Genomic DNA, 18,973 nt, shown 5'->3' on the forward strand with positions numbered 1-18,973 from the left:
CTTCGTGGAGCTAGGGGAAGCGAGTTGAAGCAGGACAACTGGGTTTGGGGACTGGCGGGCGCGGCGGCGGGATTGCTGGCGGTCGACAAGGCGCGCAAACGCCTGCGCCTTTCGCGCGCCAAGCACCCCTCGCTCACCGGCCATGTCCGCATGGGCAAGCGGGTGGCGGGGATGGTTCCGGGCTATGCCCTGACGCCGGACGAGTTCTTCCGTGCCGACGATGCTCCGCTCGAAGTGATCGGCCGCCGCCGCGCCGGCTTCGAGCGATTGGCCACGCTCTATGCCGAGCGTTTTGCCAAGACCCGCGCCTACACCGCCGAAATCCGCGACAGTATCCCGGACCTGGAATTCACCGCAGCCTATCGCGTGCCGTTCCCTTTCAGCCCGGTCGTTCGCGAGCGGCTGGGGGCGGGAAGCTTCTACCAGGCGGCCGAGGGCGTCAGCCTGACCGATCTGGACGGCAATCGCTTTACCGATCTCACCGGTTCCTACGGCGTCAACCTGCTGGGCGTGGATGCCTATCGCGCGATGGTCCAGCAGGGCATCGCAACGACGGCGGACCTGGGCCCGACGCTGGCCGGGTTGCATCCGGTTGTTGCCGACAACGTGCGGCGGCTGAAGGCGATTTCCGGCCTCGATGCCGTATCGTTCCACATGTCGGGCACCGAGGCGGTGATGCAAGCGGTGCGGCTGGCGCGCTATCACACCGGACGTTCGCATCTGGTCCGCTTTTCCGGCGCGTACCACGGCTGGTGGGGCGATGTGCAGCCGGGCGTCGGCAATCCGGTGCCGGCGGACCATACCTACACTCTGGCGGACATGAGCGAGGCCACGCTGGAGGTTCTCGCCACGCGTAAGAACATCGCCTGCGTGCTGGTGAACCCGTTGCAGGCCATGCATCCCAACGCCGGAGCGCCGGGAGATTCCACCCTGGTCAGCGGCCGTGCCGACAAGCGCGCCGACCGCGCGGCCTACGCCGCCTGGCTCCAGCGCCTTGCCGCGGTGTGCCGCAAGGCAGGGATCGTGCTGATCGTGGACGAGGTGTTTACCGGCTTTCGCCTCGCACCACGCGGGGCCTGCGAATATTTCGGCATCGCGCCGGACATGGTGACATATGGCAAGACGCTGGGCGGCGGCCTGCCGGTGGGCGTGGTCTGCGGCAAGGCGGCGCTGATGAAGCGCTTCCGCGAGGATCGCCCCGCCGACATCTGCTTCGCGCGCGGCACCTTCAATTCGCACCCCTACGTGATGGGGGCGATGGACGCCTTCCTGCGGCACATGGATACGGCGGAGGGCCAAGCGCTCTACCATGGCGTCGATGCGGTGTGGAATGATCGTGCCGCTGCGCTCAACGCGCGGCTGGCGGCGGAAGGTGTGCCGGTGCGGGTCGCGAACCTGGGCACGATCTGGACGATCTGGCACACGATGCCTTCGCGCTATCATTGGATGCTGCAATTCTATCTGAGAGCGGAGGGTCTGGCGCTGAGTTGGGTCGGCTCTGGGCGGATGATCTTCAGCCTGGCCTATGGCGAGGTCGAGTTCGCCTATGTGGCTGACAGGTTCGTGGTGGCGGCAAAGCGGATGGCGGCGGATGGCTGGTGGTGGGCGCCGGAGGGAGATGCCCAGCGGGCGCTGCGCAAGGGACTTGTGCGGGAGTTTGCCGGGCATCTGCTGGGGTAAGATACTCTTGCCTCGTATCTCCCCGTTCATGTCGAGCGAAGTCGAGACACGCTAGCCTTAGTGCTGCGATGTCTCGACGTCACTCGACACCAACGGCGAAGAGGCGCGCCCCCCTGGAGGCGCGCGCCCCATCCGTGCTTTACCCGATCCGTGCCGCGCGGGTTTCTGCCAGGCGCCGCACCAGTTGCGCGGGAGCCTTGCTGTACAGCCGGAAGTCGTTGAACGGGTCGGTCACGATCTTCGTGCCCCAGACAAGTCCCGTCTCGATGTCACGGATGAAGAACAAGTGCACCACGCGGAACAGCAGGCCGCCGATGCCCAGTGCCAGCCACAGCAGGCCAAGGTGTTCCAGGAACTGCATAACACCCTGATGCGGCTCGAACGCGCCGAACAGGTCCGGCCGGATGTACAGCATCACCGGGCTCAGCAACCACAGTCCCATCAGCACCACCTTGCGGGCCAGGTTGTAGCCCACCTTGACCTCTTCCTTGTACTCGTGGGTGCAGTCGTTGACGTGATCGTAGCCGCGCGGCTCGAAGAAGAAGTGGCCGGCCTGCCGGCTGGTCATGGCAACGCCCCAACCCAACAGGGCTGCCAGCGCGGGCATCTTCCACATGATCGCATAAGCGACGATGAAGGTCGTGGCGCTGACGAAGTGCAGGCTCTGGTTGACCAGGCTGTGGTGATAGAACCGGTGGTCGTCCCAGCGCTGCTCGGCCAGTTGTTCGCGAAACCGGGCGATCTTGCCGGTCCCCATGGATGACGAGGCGGCTTGCGGATACTCGTGCATGGTCAACCTTGCAGCTTTCTGTAACGGACGAGGGAGAAGTGGCCGAGCGGGGGCAGGGGGCGGTGTTCCAGCAGGCGGACCTGACCGTTGCGCTTTGCCCAGGCCTCATAGCGGGACCACGGAAACTCGGTGCGCCAGCCCAGGCGGCTGGTGATCGGCATCAGCGCCTTTTCGATGGTGTCGCGCAGCCCCCCGTTGGCGCTGATCCGGGTGGCGATCACGATTTCTCCGCCGGGGCGCACCACCCGCACGAATTCGTCCAACGCCTTTTCCGGGTTGGGCACGGCGGTGACGACATATTGCGCCACCACCACGTCGAACGCATTGTCGGGATAAGTCAGCGCTTCGGCATCGCCGACCGCGATCTCCTCGACGTTCTCCAGCTTGAGCTGGTCCGCGCGGCGGCGGGCTTTTTCCAGCATGGCCTCGGAAATATCGATGCCGACCAGCCGGGTGCGTTTGCTGTAGTGGGGCAGCGAAATGCCGGTGCCGACACCCACCTCCAGGACGAGCCCGCCGATGTTCTCGGCCGCGACGATGGCCTGGCGGCGGCCGTTGGAAAAAACGCCGCCAAAGACGAGGTCATAGACCGGGGCCCACCGATCATAGGCTGCTGCAACGCTTGCTGTCTGCATGTCGTCTCCGCCGGATCACTTCTGCTGTGTGGCGGAGATGCGAGAGAATTATTTCAGCAGCGAGACAATCACGCCGCGACGATGCTTCTGGCGACGGCTTCGGCCACCTTGATCCCGTCGATCGCGGCGGAAAGGATGCCGCCGGCATAGCCCGCACCTTCGCCGGCGGGATAGAGCCCGGCGGTATTGAGGCTCTGGAAGCTCTTGTCTCGGGTGATGCGCACGGGCGAGGATGTGCGTGTCTCCACCCCGGTCATCACCACATCGGGATGATCGTAGTTCGCCACTTGCCGCCCGAACACCGGCAGCGCCTCGCGGATGGAATCGACGACGAAGGCGGGCAGGCAGAGCGACAAGTCCGTCATGGTGACGCCCGGCTTATACGATGGGGTCACCTCACCTAAAGCCGTGGAGGGGCGACCGGCCAGGAAATCGGCCACCTTCTGCCCCGGCGCGGCATAAGTGCCGCCACCTGCCTCGAACGCCTTGCTCTCCCAGTGGCGCTGCAAGGCGATGCCCGCCAGGGGACCGTCAGGATAATCACGCGCGGGGTCGATGCCCACGACCAGGCCGGAATTGGCGTTGAACTCGGCCCGCGAATACTGGCTCATGCCGTTGGTGACGACGCGGCCCTCCTCAGATGTTGCCGCCACCACGCGCCCGCCCGGGCACATGCAGAAGCTGTAGACCGTGCGCTCGTTACTGCAGTGGTGCGCCAGGGCATAGGCCGCCGCGCCAAGGTCTGGGTGACCGGCGCATTGGCCATAGCGGGCCTTGTCCACCCAGCTTTGCGGATGCTCGATCCGCACGCCGATGGAGAAGGGCTTGGCCTCTAGGTGGACGCCGCGATCGTGCAGCATCTCGAAGGTCGGCCGGGCGCTGTGACCGATCGCCATGACGACGTGATCCGCTTCCAGGAACGAGCCATCGTGCAAGTGCAGTCCGCGCAGTTGCTGACGTCCATCGGGCCCACGCTCCATCGCCAGATCGTCGACACGGGTCTGCCAGCGGTATTCGCCGCCCAGTTCCTCGATCGTGCGGCGCATCGATTCCACCATTGTGACGAGGCGGAACGTGCCGATATGGGGATGCGCCTGCCACAGGATATCGTCAGGCGCGCCGGCTTTCACGAATTCTTCCAGCACCTTGCGGCCCAGGAAGCGGGGGTCCTTGACGCGGCAATAGAGCTTGCCGTCGGAGAACGTGCCCGCACCGCCTTCGCCGAACTGGACGTTGGAATCCGGGTTCAGCTCTGACCGGCGCCACAGCCCCCAGGTATCCTTGGTGCGCTGGCGGACGACTTTGCCCCTATCGAGGATGATCGGGCGAAACCCCGATTGCGCCAGGATCAGCCCGGCAAAGAGCCCGCATGGCCCCGCGCCGATCACCACCGGGCGGCGGCCTGACCAGCCCTGCGGCGCATGGGCAACGAAATGATAGGCCATGTCCGGCGTCGGGCGCACGTCCTTGTCACCTTCGAACCGGGCGAGCACCTCCGCCTCGTCGGCAATCTCGATGTCGAGCGTATAGACCAGCAGGATCGCGTTCCGGCGGCGCGCGTCATTGCCGCGCTTGAACACGGTGAAGTCACGCAGCGCCGCCCGTTCGATCCTCAGGCGCGTGCAGATCGCTTCGGGCAGCGCTTCGGGCGCGTGATCGAGCGGCAGGTTCAGGCCAGAGAGGCGCAGCATCAGTTCGCTCCGCCCGGCCGGCAGGAAGGTGCATTGAATCCAAACAACATGGCCCAGCCCCTAGCGCATCCGCTCGCCGTTAACGAGTGGTCGCAAAGCATGGCAACAAAACGGCCCTTCCAAGCGATGTGACGGCTTATGGATGCCACAAGCACCACCGATACGAATTCCGCTGCCGCCACGGCTGAGGCCAAGGCGCTTGAACCCGGTGCGTCCGGCAGGAATGCTGCTAGGTCGCGCCATCGCCGGCATCTGGTGCGCAACATCCTACTGGGCGCGGTGGGCATCGTCTTCGCGGTCTGGTTGATCCTGTTCATCACCAAAGGGCGGTTCCTGAAGGGCCCGTTCGAAAGCATCGTCAGTTCCGTCGCGGGCCGCAAGGTAGCCGTGGGCGGCGATTTCCAGCTCTACTTCGCGCCGATCAAGATCAAGTTCCTGGCTGAACAGCTGGACGTTTCGAACCCGCAATGGGCGCAGCGCAAAAGCTTGTTTACCGCCGGCAAAATCGATGCCCGGATTGCGCCGCTCTCCCTGATTTTCGGCCGCAAGCGGTTCTATGCGATCGAATTGGTGAACTTCGATGCGAACCTGGAATGGGACAAGCTGCACAAGCGCAACACCTGGACCTTTGGCGACGGTAGCGGCGGCAAAGATTTCCACATGCCGCGCATCGATCGCGCGATCCTGGCGGGCGTTCGCGTGCGCTACTACGATCCGCGTACGCCGCTGTTGGCAAACTTGCGGTTCGAGCCGATCGTGGCGAAAGATACCGAGATCGGCCAATCGGTAAAGCTGAGCGGCGATGGCCGCTTTCGGACCGCGCCCTTTCGCCTTACCGCCAGCCTGCTCTCGCCCGACGCCACCGTCAGCGGCGGCAAGAACAAGCTGGTCGCCCGCGCCTTTGCCGGCAACAACGTGATCGACCTGACGGGCACCTTGCCTTCGCTGACCGAGTATCAGGGTGTGCCCTTGGCCGTCCGGGCGCAAGGGCGGGATCTGTCGCAGTTGCTGGAAATCATCGACGTCGCGATCCCGCGCACGCGTCGCTACGATATGCGCGCGACGCTGGTGAACGAGGATCAGGATTATCGTTTCACCAAGCTGCGCGGCACGTTCGGGCAATCCGACCTGGCCGGTCAGTTCACGGTGAAGAACAACGAACGCCTGCGTCTTGACGCCGATCTTACCACCCGCAAGCTGGACATCATCGATGCCGCGCCGTTCATCGGGTACAACCCCGATACCGTCGCCAGCAAGGGCGCGATCGCGGCGGCGGCGGAGACGGGCAACGGCGGCCAGCGCATCCTGCCAGACGCCGCGCTGCCGGTTGCGATGATGCAACGCTTCGATGCCGGGCTGGACTGGAAGATCGCCACGGTCCGATCGCGCAGCCTGCCGATCTCCAATATCGACCTGAAGCTGGCGCTGGAGAAGGGACGGCTGGCGCTGTCACCGCTGACCATGTCGATGGCGCGCGGCAACCTGGCCTCCGACCTGATTTTTAATACGCGCCAGCGCCCCGCGGCGGACAGCTACGACATCCGCCTTGCCCCGACACCGACGGCGAAGTTGCTTGCGGGATATGGCGTGTCGGAAGCTGGAACGACCGGCACGGTCAAGGGCCGCATCCAACTGAAAGGGCGGGGCGACACGATCCACGATTCGCTCGCGACATCGAACGGGCGCATCGCTTTCGTGATGCCGAACGGCACGCTCTGGACCCAGTACGCACAGCTCGCAGAGCTCGATTTGGGAACGTTCGTCTACAAGATGTTCGAGGGTAAGCTGAAGAAGCCGATTGAGATCAACTGCGGTCTGATCGCCTTCACCGTGCGCGGCGGCAGCGCGGCGACCGATCCGATCCTGATAGACACGACCCGCAACGTGATCACCGGGCGTGGCGGCTTCAACTTCGGTACCGAGGCCGTGGACATCGCTTTCAAGGCCGACGCGAAGAAGTTCAGCTTGTTTTCCGGGCAATCGCCGGTCGGGATCAAGGGCCGCTTTGCCGAGCCACGTCTCGACGTGATTAGCCCCGAGCTGGTTGGCCGTGCGGGTGCGGGCATCGGCCTTGCGGTCCTTGCGTCACCTGTGGCGGGGCTGCTGGCCTTTGTGGATCCGGGCAATGCCAAGTCAGCGGCTTGCGGCCCCGTCCTATCTGCTGCGACGGCCAGCGCGCAGCGGACGACGAAGGGCAAGCCACGAGAGGACGTCAGTCCCCGCAAGCGCTGACGAGGCGGATACCCTGGGTTGGGCTTCACCATTGTTGCACCACAGCATCACTTCGCCATCAATCAGCAACATGCCAAAGTTTTGTCATATTTCCCCCACCGGCGCGGCCTAACGGCGCGCACAGACGCTTTTGCGGGCTTCGACCGGAATGACCGGCGATGTCTCGCCAGCGCTTCAAACAGGTGGAATAAGGGAAGCCAAGAATGACATCGATCACTGCGCGCCGTGCGATCCTCGGCGCGCTCAGCCTGGGCGCAAGTATCCTGCCAGGCATCGCCATGGCACAGACCGCCGCCGCCGATGCCGGCACTGCGGCCACTGCGGCGAAAGGAAGCGATGTCGCCGGGGACATCATCGTCACCGCTCAGCGCCGCCAAGAACGCCTGACGGACGTGCCCGTCTCGGTCGGCGTGCTACGCGGCGATGATGTGCGCACCTTCACTGCGGGTGGCGATGATACGCTGCTTTCGCTCTCGGGCCGCGTTCCCGGGCTTTACATCGAATCGACCACCGGCCGCATCTTCCCGCGCTTCTACATTCGCGGCCTGGGCAATGTGGACTTCTACCTTGGCGCATCGCAGCCGGTCTCGATCATCCAGGACGATGTCGTGCTGGAGCATGTCGTCCTGAAGTCGAATCCGGTCTATGACGTGGCGCAAGTCGAAGTGCTGCGGGGCCCGCAAGGTTCGCTGTTCGGCCGCAACACCACCGCCGGCATCGTCAAGTTCGACACCGTGCGCCCCACGCAGGAGCTGAACGGTCAGGCCTCGCTCAGCGTAGGCAGCTACAAGAGCGTCAACCTGGATGCCGGGATCGGCGGCCCGATCATCGCCGACAAGCTGGCGATCCGCTTCTCCGCCCTGGTGCAGCACCGCGACGATTATGTGGACAACACTTTCAACGGCGTCAGCGCCGACGGCACGATCACGCCGCGCAAGAACGCGATGGGTGGGTTCGACGATCGCAACGCCCGCCTGCAGCTGCTGTTCACGCCGACCGAGCGCTTCTCCGTCCTGCTTTCCGGCCACTACCGCGACTACGAGGGCACCTCGACGCTGTTCCATCGCGGGGCCTTGATCCGGGGCTCGAACGACCCGGTTGGCCCGCGCAATTCGGTTGCTTACGACGAGGCGCAGAACAACCCGCAGGCTTACAAGACCAAGGGCGCATCGGCCCACGTCACCTGGGATTTCGGCGGCGCGGCGCTGACGTCGATCACCGCGTACGAGACCACCAAGGGCTATAGCCGTGGCGATACCGATGGTGGCGCGGCGGCGAACTTCCCGGTCAACGGCGTGCCCAACGGCTTTGGTCAGTCGCAGGGCCAGATCCGCGATCTCGATCAATGGTCGCAGGAACTGCGCCTAGCCAGCAGCGGGCAGACCGCGTTCAAGTGGCAGCTGGGCGGCTTCTATTTCGACAGCCGCGACACGACCGATTTCTACCAGCGCGGCTATTTTCTGACCACGGCGGCCCGCAATCCCAACAACTGGGTGCGCCTGCGCAACGTCAACACCTCCTGGGCGCTGTTCGGCCAGGCAAGCTACGACCTGACCGAGAAGCTGACGCTGACCGCAGGTGCGCGCTACACCGAGGATGACAAGAAGACGCGACTGCTGAAGACGGCTGACACCGCCGCAGGCGTGGTGACTTACGGCGGCCGCCGCTTCGTGGAACTGAAGGGCAAGAAGCCAAGCTGGGATGTCAGCGCGCTCTATCGCGTCAGCCCCGACTTCTCGCTCTATGCACGCGTGGCGCGTGGCTTCCGAGGACCCACGATCCAAGGGCGCTCGGCGGTGTTCAACTCGGACTTCACCACCGCCAATTCCGAAACGATCACTTCGGGTGAAGTCGGCTTCAAGAGCCAGATCGGCAACACGCTGCGCTTCAATGCCAGCGCCTTTGCCTGGCGCCTGAAGAACATCCAGCTGAACGGCAACGATTCGAACGGCAACGGCGTGCTCTTCAATGCCGACAAGGCCGATGCCTACGGACTGGAAGCGGACCTTGAGTATCGTCCGGTGCAGAACCTGTCCTTCACGCTAGGTGGCAGCCTGCTGCACACCGAGATCAAGGATAAGCGCGTGTTCGCGCAGGCGTGCAGCCTGAACGGCGTGCTGGTATGTACGGTCAACGATCCGGTCTTCACGCGCGGTGCCGTGGGTTCGCCCACCCGGACCTACTTCGCCCAGATCGACGGCAACCCGCTGCCTAACGCGCCCAAGTGGATGCTGAACGCCACCGCCCGCTATGACCTGCCGGTCGGCGAGCGTGGCAAGTTCTTCATCGCTACCGACTGGAACGTGCAGGGCTACACCAACTTCGTGCTCTATCGCACGGACGAGTTCTACTCGAAGGGCAACTTCGAGGGCGGCTTGAAGGTCGGTTACGATACCGGTGACTTCGAGATCGCGGGTTTTGTGCGCAACATCACGAACGAGAAGAACCTGAAGGGCGTGATCGAGAACTACATGGCGGCGGTCTATAACGAACCGCGTATCATCGGCGTCTCGCTGAGCGGCAAGATCCGCTGAGCCGGGCCTGACATGAAAGATCGAGCCGTGGCCTCTCGTCACGGCTCGATCCTCACGGCTCGATTCTATCGGCCTTCGCTGCTAAGGGCGCGGCCATGTTGAATATCTCGAGCATCACCGTGCGCCTTGGCGGGCGCACTATTCTTGACCAGGCGACCGCTGCGATCCCCACCGGCGCGCGGGTCGGGCTGATCGGCCGCAACGGCGCGGGCAAGTCCACGCTGATGAAGGTCATGATAGGCCAGCTGGAGCCGGACGATGGCGCGATCGAGATGCCCAAGCGCGCGCGGCTGGGCTATATCGCGCAGGAGGCCCCCAGCGGCACGCTGACGCCGTTCGAGACGGTGCTGGCCGCCGATGTGGAGCGCACCGCGCTGCTGGAAGAATCCGAAACCTGCGTCGATCCCGATCGCCTGGGCGACGTGCATGAGCGGCTGCTGGCGATCGACGCCTACAGCGCGCCCGCGCGTGCCGCGCGCATCCTCATCGGCCTGGGCTTTGACGAGGCGATGCAGGCCGAGCCGATGGACAGTTTTTCGGGCGGGTGGAAGATGCGCGTTGCGCTGGCCAGCCTGCTGTTCTCGCAACCGGACCTGCTGCTGCTTGACGAGCCTTCCAACCACTTGGACCTGGAAGCGACGCTGTGGCTGGAAAACTTCCTGCGCGCCTACCCCGGCACCCTGATCGTGATCAGCCACGAGCGTGATCTGCTGAACAACGTGGTCGACAACATCCTGCACCTCCAGGGCGGCAAGGTAACGCTCTATCCTGGCGGTTACGATAGCTTCGAGCGGCAGCGGGCCGAGCGTGCGGCGCAACTGGCGGCGGCGAAGGCGTCTCAGGATGCGCAACGCGCCAAGTTGCAGGACTACGTGAACCGCAACAGCGCGCGGGCCTCTACCGCCAAGCAGGCGCAGTCCCGTGCCAAGATGCTGGCGAAGATGCAGCCCGTCGTCGCGATGATGGAAGATCCGTCGCTGACGTTCGACTTCCCGAGCCCTAAGGAACTGCGTCCGCCGTTGATCACGCTGGACAATGCGGCCGTGGGCTACGTCGAGGAAAAGCCGATCCTGCGCCGCCTGGGCCTGCGGATCGATCCCGACGATCGCATCGCGCTGCTAGGGCGCAACGGCAATGGCAAGACCACGCTGGCCCGCCTATTCGCTCAGCAGTTGAAGCCGATGGAAGGCGAGATGAACATCTCGGGCAAGCTCGCCATCGGCTATTTCACGCAGTACCAGGTGGAGGAACTGGCCGGCAGCGATACGCCGCTGGTGCACATGACCCGCGCGATGGACGGCAAGCCGACTGCGCAGATCCGGGGTCAGCTGGGCCGCTTCGGCTTCTCGGGGGAACGCGCGCTGACGCCGGTTTCCAAGCTCTCGGGCGGAGAGCGCGCGCGGCTGGCGTTGGCGCTGGTAACGCGCGATGCGCCGCACTTGCTGATCTTGGACGAGCCGACCAACCACTTGGACGTAGACGCGCGCGAGGCACTGGTCCAGGCCCTCAACGCTTATGAAGGCGCGGTGATCCTGATCAGCCACGATCGCCATATGGTGGAGCTGACGGCGGATCGGCTGGTGCTGGTCGATGGCGGTGAAGCCCGCGAATATGCCGGCAGCATGACCGATTACATGGACTTCGTGTTGGGCCGCAATCAGCCCAAGGCGGACGGGAAGGGCAAGGGGAAGTCAGCGGAAAAGCCCGCTCCCATCGATCAGAAGGCGGTCAGCGCCAACTGGAAGGAGCAAAAGGAGCTGGAGAAGCAGTTCGCTCGCGCCGAAACAGCGATTGCGCGCGTCCAGTCCCGTGTCGCCGAGATCGAGGATGCCATGGTCACGCCCAAGCGCCCGCCCCACAACCTGGCGGGGCTGACAACCGGCCAGCTGGCCAAGCAGCGCGAGCAGGCGCTGGTCGACCTGGCAAAAGCGGAAGCTGATTGGCTTGCCCTCAGCGAACGTCTGGAGGCGTTCGCCTAGGCTTCGATCGCCACCCCCTCCGTTCGGGTCGAGCGAAGTCGAGACGCGCTGGGCTGGGCCCGCGTATCTCGACTTCGCTCGACCCGAACGGGAGGCGGGCTTTAGGCGAGGGGCGTTACAGCCCCTTCGCCATGTTAAAGTGCGCCGTTACCGCCGGGATCATTTCGGTGGCGAAGCTCTTCAGGCCCGCCACATCACCGCCGGTTGCGTAAGCCTTCAACGCATTCAGCGTGCTCTGATGCGCATTGACTTGCGCCGCGGCATAGGCCTTGTCGAACTCCGCGCCGGACTTGCCTTGCAGATCGCTCAAGACTTGCTGCTGCTGAGCGGTCATTGCCGCATCGGGTACGATCTTGGGCGTGGCGGATGCGGCGGCGGACTCCAGCTTCTTGCTGGACTCGGTGTGCGCCTTGATCATCTGCTGTGCGAAGGTCTTGACCTTGGCGGAGCTGGCCTTGTCGGCGGCGAGCTGGGATGTGGCGATTTCAAACGCGTCGCTGGCGGCGGCGGTATCGGCAAAGACCTGGCTGGGGCTGCGCTGGACTTCGGCGGCAGGGGTAACGCCGGGGATCGTGCTATCGGTTGCGGCGCTGGTTGCCATGGCATCACCGGCAGGCGCCTCTTTCTTGCACCCCGCCAGCGCCAGAGCGGCGACGGATACGGCGATCAGGGTCGTGTGCTTCATGATGGTCTCCAGGCGATTTGGGGTAGCAGGCCTATGCGTTGGTGACCTAACGACCTGAGAGACCGTCCCGTTCCCCCGGACCTTTCACGCCCTCATGCGTTAAGCTTTCAAAGGTCAGCCCGGCACAAGTCGGTTTTGAAAGCCTCAGCAGGAGCTTCTTCATGAGCGTATTCGGCAATATCCTGAACAAGATCTTCCATCGCGGGGGAGAGGCCAAGCCTGCCCCGGCCGCTCCGGCGCCTGCTCCTGTGCCCCAAGCCACCGCCCCCGCCCAGCCAGCGCCCGCCACGCCGCCGCCGGCACAAACGAACGCGCCGTTGTCTTCCCAGCCGGCCCAATCGGTCGATGTCGGTGCCGTGTTGCAAGCGATGGCGGAGATGAAGCCGGACCACGGCGGCAACTACAAGACCTCCATCGTCGATCTGCTCAAGCTGCTGGACCTCGATTCCAGCCTGTCCGCCCGCAAGGAGCTGGCGGAAGAGCTGAACGTCCACGCCGGCGATCATGGCAGCGCCGAGCAGAATATCGCCCTCCACCGCGCGGTGATGGACAAGCTGGCCGAAAACGGCGGTATCGTGCCGGACAGCTTGCGGAATTAAGGGCGGTTCAGCGCCTTGGCCACCAGCGGCTCGACCTTGCTGGTGATCAGGGCGATGCCCTGCGGCTTGGGATGCACGCTGTCGGCCTGCATAAGCTCGGGCCGCGTGATCACGCCGTCGAGGAAGAAGGGATAGAGGACCGCGTCGTAGCGCTCGGCCAGATCGCCATAGATCGGGTTGAAGCGCGCGGCGTAGTCCTTGCCCATGTTGGGCGCGGCGACCATTCCGGTCAGCATGATCGGAATACCGCGTTTGTGCAAATCCTCGCAGATGGCGATCAGGTTCTTGCGGGTTTCAGTGGGATCGATGCCGCGCAGCATGTCGTTCCCACCCAGGTTGACCATCGCGAGATCGGGCTTGCGTGGCAGGCCGTCCAGGGTGAAGGCCAGCCGACGCAACGCTGCGGCGGTGGTATCGCCCGAAACGCCGGCGTTCTGCACCGTCACGGCAAGACCGTCCTTCCGCAGCAATTGCTCCAGCATCGCGGGGAAGCTCTGTCTCGGTTCCACGCCATAGCCCGCGTAAAGACTGTCTCCGAAGGCCAGGATCAGTTTGCCGTCTGCAATCGGAGCCTGAGCAGCCCCCATATCGTTGCTGGAACCTTGCGAGGGCTGCTGCGCCGCATCATTCTCACGCGAGCAGGCCGTCAGGCCTTGGAGTAGCAACAATGCGCCCGCATATGGGGCCAGCCTGTTGAGCAAGGAAATTCTCCGTCCATGTCGTTTGATCCGGTTGCGGATATCGCTATTCGCACGCGCAATGTCACCCTGACACTCGGCAGCCGCGATGCGCCGACGCCGATTTTGCGGGGTATCGACCTGGAGATCGCCCAGGGAGAGAGCGTCGCCATCCTGGGGCCGTCGGGTTCGGGCAAGTCTTCGCTGATGGCGATCCTGGCCGGGCTGGAGCAAGCGAGCGGCGGGGACGTCAGCGTGGGCGGCGTCGCCTTCGCCACGCTGGACGAGGATGGCCTGGCCCGCGCCCGCCGTGGCCGGATCGGCATCGTGTTGCAGGCGTTCCATCTGCTGCCCACGATGACGGCGCTGGAAAACGTAGCGGTGCCGCTGGAACTGGCGGGGGAGGGAGACGCCTTCGCGCGCGCCGAGGCCGAGCTGGTGGCGGTGGGCCTGGGTCATCGGCTGACGCACTATCCGGTGCAGCTTTCCGGCGGAGAGCAGCAGCGTGTGGCCATCGCCCGCGCCGTAGCCCCGCAGCCGCGCATCCTGTTCGCCGACGAGCCCACGGGCAATCTCGATGGCAAGACTAGCGACGCGATCGTAGAACTTCTGTTCCAGCGCCAGCGGGATGCCGGGGCGACGCTGATCATTATCACCCATGACCCTGAACTGGCCCGGCGCTGCAAACGCGTGCTGACCATGGCCGATGGCCGCATCGCATCGGACACCCGCGCTTGAGCGGGTTTACAACGCTTAGCTGGCGCGAGAGCTGGCGGATCGCGCGGCGCGATCTGGACGGGGGTTTGCGCGGCCTGCGCTTGCTGCTGGCCTGCCTTTTCCTGGGCGTGGCGACGCTGGCCACCATCGGCAGCCTGACGAGCGCGATCACCTCCGAACTGGCCACGCGCGGACGCGTGCTGCTGGGCGGCGATGTCGAGATCGGCATGACGCAGCGGCAGGCCTCGCCCGCAGAACACGCGCAGTTTGCCGCGATGGGCCGCGTGAGCGACACCATCCGCACTCGCGCGATGGCCCAGCGCGTCGGCCTGGCCGAGGGCGCGCCCGGCTCGGTGCTGACCGAGCTTAAAGGCGTCGACCAGGCGTTTCCGCTGTATGGGCAGATGAAGCTGGCCGATGGCCGCTATCGCCCGCTGGCGGCCGACGCGGTGATCATCGATCGCGCCTTGGCCGATCGCCTGCTGCTGAAGCCCGGCGATGGGATGATCTACGGCGATGCCTCGTTCCGCGTGGCCGGGTTGATCGCCGATGAACCGGATCGCGTGGGCGAGGGCTTCACGCTGGGGCCCGTCGCCATCGTCTCGTTGGACGGCTTCAAGCGCACCGGCTTGTTGCAGCCCGGCGCGCTGTACAAGGCAAAGTACCGCATTCGTCTTTCGCCGGGCGTCGATCCCGTGGCGATAGTGGAGCGACTGAAGGCGAAATATCCCTCGTCCGGATGGGAGTACAAGGACCGCGACCATGCCGCGCCGGGGGCGGTGCGCTTCTTCGAGCGGATGGGCCAATTCCTATCGCTGATCGGCCTTGCCGCCCTGGTGATCGCCGGTATCGGGGTGAGCAACGGCGTAGCCTCGTATCTGGGAATGCGGCGCGGCAGCATCGCCACGTTCAAGATCCTGGGCGCGACGTCTGCGGATATCGCCCGCATCTATCTGCTGGAGATCGGCGCGGTTGCCGGGCTGGCGGTGATCGCAGGGCTGGTCGCCGGTGCGCTTCTGCCGATCGCGTTGGTGTGGCTGGTGCGCGATGTCCTGCCGGTAGCACCGGGCGTCGGCTTCTTCCCGATCCCGCTGGTGAGCAGCGCCGCTTACGGCCTGCTGATCGCCTTGGCCTTTGCCTTGCCCCCGCTCGCCCGCGCGCGGCGGCAACCGGCGGCGGCGCAGTTTCGTGGTGGGGTTGAGACGCGCGGCAGGATCGATCGGCGTACCGTGCTGCAGGTCGCGGCAGCGGGCACGGCCGTGGTGGCGCTGGCCCTGCTGACGGCGCGCGAGCCGGTCTTTGCCGCCGCCGTGCTGGGATCGGTCGGTGCGGTGCTGCTGATCCTGCTGGGTATCGGCAGCGCGATCCGCTGGGCTTCTTCTCGACTGCCGCGGCCGCGCCGTCCGCTGCTGCGCCTTGCCCTCGCCAATCTGCACAGGCCGGGCGCGCAGACCGTGGCGCTGGTCATCGCGTTGGGTCTGGCGCTGACGCTGTTCGTCACGCTCGCGGCGATCCAGACCAGCCTGAATAGCGAGATCACCCGCGCCGTGCCGCAACGCGCGCCTAAGCAGTTCGTGCTGGATATTCCTTCCGAAGAGCGCGCCCGCTTCGTCTCGGTGGTGCAGCGGCAAGCACCGGAAGCCAAGCTGAACATCGTGCCCTCGCTGCGCGGCACGATCACCGCCTACGGAGCGCAGCGGGTGGCCGATTTGCCCCAGATTCCGGACAAGGCCTGGTTCCTGCGGGGTGAGCGGGGGGTGACATATTCGCAGGATCTGCCCGAAGGCAGCGAGCTGGTGGACGGAGCATGGTGGCCGGCCGACTATGCCGGGCCGCCGCTGGTTTCGCTCGACCGGGAGGCCGCGCGCACGCTGGGCATCGGGGTGGGCGATACGCTGACGGTGAGCGTGCTGGGGCGTGAGATCGTGGCGCGCATCGCGTCGCTACGGCAGGTGAACTGGGAGACGATGGGCTTCAACTACGTCATGGTCTTCTCACCCAACACTCTGCGCGCGGCCCCCCACAGCCTGACATCGACCATCGACATGGATGCACGCCACGAAGGTCCGGTATCGCGCGCGCTGCTGAAAGCGTTTCCGTCCGCCTCAGTCATCGCGGTCAGCGAAGTGCTGGGGCAAGTGCGCAAGATTCTGGACCAGATGGCGACAGCAATCCTGCTTTCGGCCTCGGTGGCGATCCTGGCGGGCATCGCGGTGCTGGTGGGCGCGATCGCCGCCTCTCGGCAGGCGCGCAGCTATGACAGCGTGATCCTGAAGACGCTGGGGGCGACGCGATGGCAGATCCTGGCGGCGCAGGCGCTGGAGTACGGCTTGCTCGCCGCGACGCTGTGCCTGCTGGCGCTGGGCCTCGGCACGCTGGCGGCGTGGTACGTGATCGTGGAGGTGTTCGCGTTTCGCTGGGCCCCCGATTGGGGCGTGGTACTGGCGACGCTGGGCGCCGGCGCGGTGTTGACGCTGGGGATCGGGCTGATCGGATCGCTACCGCTGCTGGCAGTGCGGGTGGCCCCGGCCCTACGGCGATTGTGAAAGGGCGGGGCCGGTATCGGACGCGAACGGGCTGATGCCACCTCCGTTCGTGTCGAGCGAAGTCGGGACACGCGAGCACAGCGCTGGCGTATCGCGACTTCGCTCAATACGAACGGGGTAGCAAAAGCAGGAGGGGGAGAGTCGTAGAAACCTGACAGCCTCCCCCCACGTGCAAGAGCTTACTTGCGACGAGCCTTCCGCGCCGCGTAGCGAGCATCGCGCGCGGCCTTGAGTTCTTCAGCAGTCTTGGGCTTGGGCTTCGCGGCCTCGGCGGCAAGACGCGCCTCCTCTTCTTCCAAGCGCGCCAATTCGGCGGCTTCTGCCTCAGCCAGCGCCTTGGCTTCCTTCTCGGCCTTGATTGCGGCGCGCTTTTCAGCCTGAGCACGCTCCTTTGCTTCGGCGCGGGCAGCACGCTCAGCCAGAACTGCGGGGTCCACCGGCGGCTTCGCCTTCAATTTGGCCAGTGCCTTCGCCTTTGCTTCCGCGGCGGCTTTCACGCGGTCTTGAAACGCCGGCTCCTTGTATCCTGCCATCAATTGTTACTCAGTTCCTTGAATTGCTATGGTTGGTGCAGCGAAGCCGCAAGGCCTGACCTAGCACCAGCATTTACGATGGCAGCGAAATACGAGCCGCAAATCGGCTCAGGACCGATGCCATCATGGTCAGCGAACGCGCCTGTAGCACATTTCGTTGCAAGGCCAAGCCGCTTGCGGAACTATGACATGGTTCGTCATCGCGCCATCCTTTGTTTATGAAGGCGCGATGTTACAGATTCTGATCGATGCCGATGCCTGTCCCGTCAAGGAAGAGACCTATCGCGTCGCCACGCGGTACAAGGTGCCGGTGGTGGTGGTCAGCAACAGCCCGATCCGCACGCCGCGCGATCCGCTGATCTCACGCAAGGTGGTGAGCGACGCCTTCGATGCGGCGGATGACTGGATCGTGGAGCAGGCAGGCCCCGGCACCATCGTCATCACCGCCGACATTCTGCTGGCTGATCGCTGCCTGAAACTGGGCGCGGACGTGGTGGCGCCCAATGGCAAGCCGTTCACCACGTCCTCGATCGGCGGCGCCATCGCGGTACGGGCGATCATGGCGGACTTGCGCGCCGGGGGTGACGTGGTGGGCGGCCCGCCGCCTTTCAGCGCCAGCGATCGCTCCCGCTTCCTCTCCACGCTGGACCTGGTGGTGGGGAAACGGAAGCGGGAAGCCGGATCATGAATTCTCGGGCAGGGGAATGAATTCGTCGTCCCCCGGCACCCGCGCGAAGCGGCCTTCACGCCAGTCACGCTTGGCCTGATCGATCCGCTCGGCCGAGGTTGAGACGAAGTTCCAGAAGATCTGCCGCGCTTCCGGGAACGGCTCGCCACCCACCAGCATCAGCCGCGTATCGCCCGTGCCGCGCAGGACGATTTCAGCACCGGGCTTGAACACCACGAACTCGCCAGTTTCGAACCGGCCCTCCTGGCCGACGATCTCCACCGCGCCGGAAACGACATAGATCGCCCGCTCCACATGCTCAGCCTTGAGCTGGTAGCGCGCACCGTCTGCCAGCAACAGGTCGGCGTAGAGCGTGTCGGAATAGGTCTTCACCGGCGATCGCAGCCCGTCCGCCTGGCCCACCACCAGGGACAGGCGCACGCCTTCGGCTTCGGTCGTGGGAATCTGGTCTGCGGCATAGTGATCGAACGCCGGGTCGATCTCCTGGTCGGCGGCGGGGAGCGCGATCCAGGTCTGGAGCCCGAACAGCGGGCCGCCGGTGCTGCGCGCCGAGGCGGGGCTCCGCTCGGAATGGACGATGCCCGATCCTGCCGTCATCAGGTTCACCGCGCCGGGTCGGATCGTCTGGAGCGAGCCCAGGCTGTCGCGATGCTCGATCTCGCCTTCGAGGAGATAGGTCAGCGTGGAGAGACCGATGTGGGGGTGAGGGCGCACGTCCAGCCCCTCGCCGCCGTGGAACGCGGTCGGCCCCATCTGGTCGAAGAAGATGAAGGGACCCACCATCCGCCGCTGTGCCGAAGGCAGCGCGCGGCGCACGGTGAAGCCGTCTCCCAGATCGCGCACCGGGGGCAGGATCACCAGGTCCACGCTTTCGGCGTCGCTCGATCGGATGGTCATGGGTCGTCTCCTCGTCCGTGTGTCGTTGATGAGGGTCTAACCGATCGCGGGGGCCGTGTTCAGTGGATTAAAGTGGACGCAACTGTTCGA

The 18,973-nt window shown here is 65.2% G+C and carries 15 protein-coding genes; 8 read left to right on the top strand and 7 right to left on the bottom strand.

The genetic code is table 11. The features are described from left to right. Positions 1 to 24: 24 nt before the first annotated feature. Positions 25 to 1,680 (top strand): aminotransferase class III-fold pyridoxal phosphate-dependent enzyme, encoded by a 1,656-nt coding sequence (locus GGR39_RS07020; protein WP_246388387.1) that lies wholly within the window; start codon positions 25 to 27, stop codon positions 1,678 to 1,680. A 139-nt stretch (positions 1,681 to 1,819) separates the two neighbouring features. Here the strand turns inward: GGR39_RS07020 and GGR39_RS07025 are convergent, their stop codons facing one another. The 3 genes from GGR39_RS07025 to GGR39_RS07035 all read right to left on the bottom strand — a co-directional run bounded on the left by GGR39_RS07025 (position 1,820) and on the right by GGR39_RS07035 (position 4,796). Continuing rightward, positions 1,820 to 2,470: a DUF962 domain-containing protein gene (locus tag GGR39_RS07025; RefSeq protein ID WP_242867223.1), complete on the bottom strand. Its 651-nt coding sequence runs from the start codon at positions 2,468 to 2,470 to the stop codon at positions 1,820 to 1,822. Between the two features lie 2 nt (positions 2,471 to 2,472). Beyond that, positions 2,473 to 3,105 (bottom strand): class I SAM-dependent methyltransferase, encoded by a 633-nt coding sequence (locus GGR39_RS07030; RefSeq protein ID WP_183616438.1) that lies wholly within the window; start codon positions 3,103 to 3,105, stop codon positions 2,473 to 2,475. Positions 3,106 to 3,173: 68 nt separating this feature from the next. Beyond that, a complete protein-coding gene (locus GGR39_RS07035) occupies positions 3,174 to 4,796 on the bottom strand; it encodes an NAD(P)/FAD-dependent oxidoreductase (RefSeq protein ID WP_183616439.1) in 1,623 nt (540 codons plus the stop codon). A 138-nt stretch (positions 4,797 to 4,934) separates the two neighbouring features. On the opposite strand from GGR39_RS07035, the gene GGR39_RS07040 reads away from it, so the two are divergent. The 3 genes from GGR39_RS07040 (at position 4,935) to GGR39_RS07050 (ending at position 11,541) form a co-directional block, all read left to right on the top strand. Next, positions 4,935 to 7,028, top strand: a complete 2,094-nt coding sequence (locus GGR39_RS07040; protein WP_183616440.1) for an AsmA family protein — start codon at positions 4,935 to 4,937, stop codon at positions 7,026 to 7,028. A 203-nt stretch (positions 7,029 to 7,231) separates the two neighbouring features. Next, a complete protein-coding gene (locus GGR39_RS07045) occupies positions 7,232 to 9,562 on the top strand; it encodes a TonB-dependent receptor (RefSeq protein WP_183616441.1) in 2,331 nt (776 codons plus the stop codon). Positions 9,563 to 9,657: 95 nt separating this feature from the next. Continuing rightward, complete coding sequence (locus tag GGR39_RS07050) at positions 9,658 to 11,541, top strand: ABC-F family ATP-binding cassette domain-containing protein (protein WP_183616442.1); 1,884 nt, start codon at positions 9,658 to 9,660, stop codon at positions 11,539 to 11,541. 115 nt (positions 11,542 to 11,656) lie between these two features. Here the strand turns inward: GGR39_RS07050 and GGR39_RS07055 are convergent, their stop codons facing one another. Further along, complete coding sequence (locus tag GGR39_RS07055; protein WP_183616443.1) at positions 11,657 to 12,226, bottom strand: DUF4142 domain-containing protein; 570 nt, start codon at positions 12,224 to 12,226, stop codon at positions 11,657 to 11,659. 161 nt (positions 12,227 to 12,387) lie between these two features. On the opposite strand from GGR39_RS07055, the gene GGR39_RS07060 reads away from it, so the two are divergent. Next, positions 12,388 to 12,825, top strand: a complete 438-nt coding sequence (locus tag GGR39_RS07060) for a DUF3597 family protein (protein WP_183616444.1) — start codon at positions 12,388 to 12,390, stop codon at positions 12,823 to 12,825. On the opposite strand, the gene GGR39_RS07065 is transcribed toward GGR39_RS07060, so the two are convergent. Next, on the bottom strand, positions 12,822 to 13,493 hold the full coding sequence (locus GGR39_RS07065) for an arylesterase (protein WP_246388389.1): 672 nt from the start codon (positions 13,491 to 13,493) through the stop codon (positions 12,822 to 12,824). The two genes, GGR39_RS07060 and GGR39_RS07065, sit on opposite strands and share 4 nt — an antisense overlap. Positions 13,494 to 13,541: 48 nt before the next feature. On the opposite strand from GGR39_RS07065, the gene GGR39_RS07070 reads away from it, so the two are divergent. Together GGR39_RS07070 and GGR39_RS07075 are read left to right on the top strand one after the other, a co-directional pair. Continuing rightward, the gene (locus tag GGR39_RS07070; protein ID WP_183616445.1) at positions 13,542 to 14,240 is read left to right on the top strand and encodes an ABC transporter ATP-binding protein; all 699 of its coding nucleotides are present in this window, start codon (positions 13,542 to 13,544) and stop codon (positions 14,238 to 14,240) included. After that, the gene (locus tag GGR39_RS07075; RefSeq protein ID WP_221225980.1) at positions 14,237 to 16,765 is read left to right on the top strand and encodes an ABC transporter permease; all 2,529 of its coding nucleotides are present in this window, start codon (positions 14,237 to 14,239) and stop codon (positions 16,763 to 16,765) included. The genes GGR39_RS07070 and GGR39_RS07075 overlap by 4 nt, the downstream gene beginning before the upstream one ends. 179 nt (positions 16,766 to 16,944) lie before the next feature. Here the strand turns inward: GGR39_RS07075 and GGR39_RS07080 are convergent, their stop codons facing one another. Continuing rightward, the gene (locus GGR39_RS07080) at positions 16,945 to 17,298 is read right to left on the bottom strand and encodes a DUF6481 family protein (protein WP_183616446.1); all 354 of its coding nucleotides are present in this window, start codon (positions 17,296 to 17,298) and stop codon (positions 16,945 to 16,947) included. 229 nt (positions 17,299 to 17,527) lie between these two features. On the opposite strand from GGR39_RS07080, the gene GGR39_RS07085 reads away from it, so the two are divergent. After that, positions 17,528 to 17,986: a YaiI/YqxD family protein gene (locus GGR39_RS07085; RefSeq protein WP_183616447.1), complete on the top strand. Its 459-nt coding sequence runs from the start codon at positions 17,528 to 17,530 to the stop codon at positions 17,984 to 17,986. Here GGR39_RS07085 and GGR39_RS07090 read toward each other — a convergent pair. After that, positions 17,981 to 18,883: a pirin family protein gene (locus GGR39_RS07090; protein ID WP_058737906.1), complete on the bottom strand. Its 903-nt coding sequence runs from the start codon at positions 18,881 to 18,883 to the stop codon at positions 17,981 to 17,983. The two genes, GGR39_RS07085 and GGR39_RS07090, sit on opposite strands and share 6 nt — an antisense overlap. Positions 18,884 to 18,973: the final 90 nt, after the last annotated feature.

Source organism: Novosphingobium fluoreni, from assembly GCF_014196615.1.
In the GTDB taxonomy this organism is placed as follows: Bacteria; Pseudomonadota; Alphaproteobacteria; order Sphingomonadales; family Sphingomonadaceae; genus Novosphingobium; species Novosphingobium fluoreni.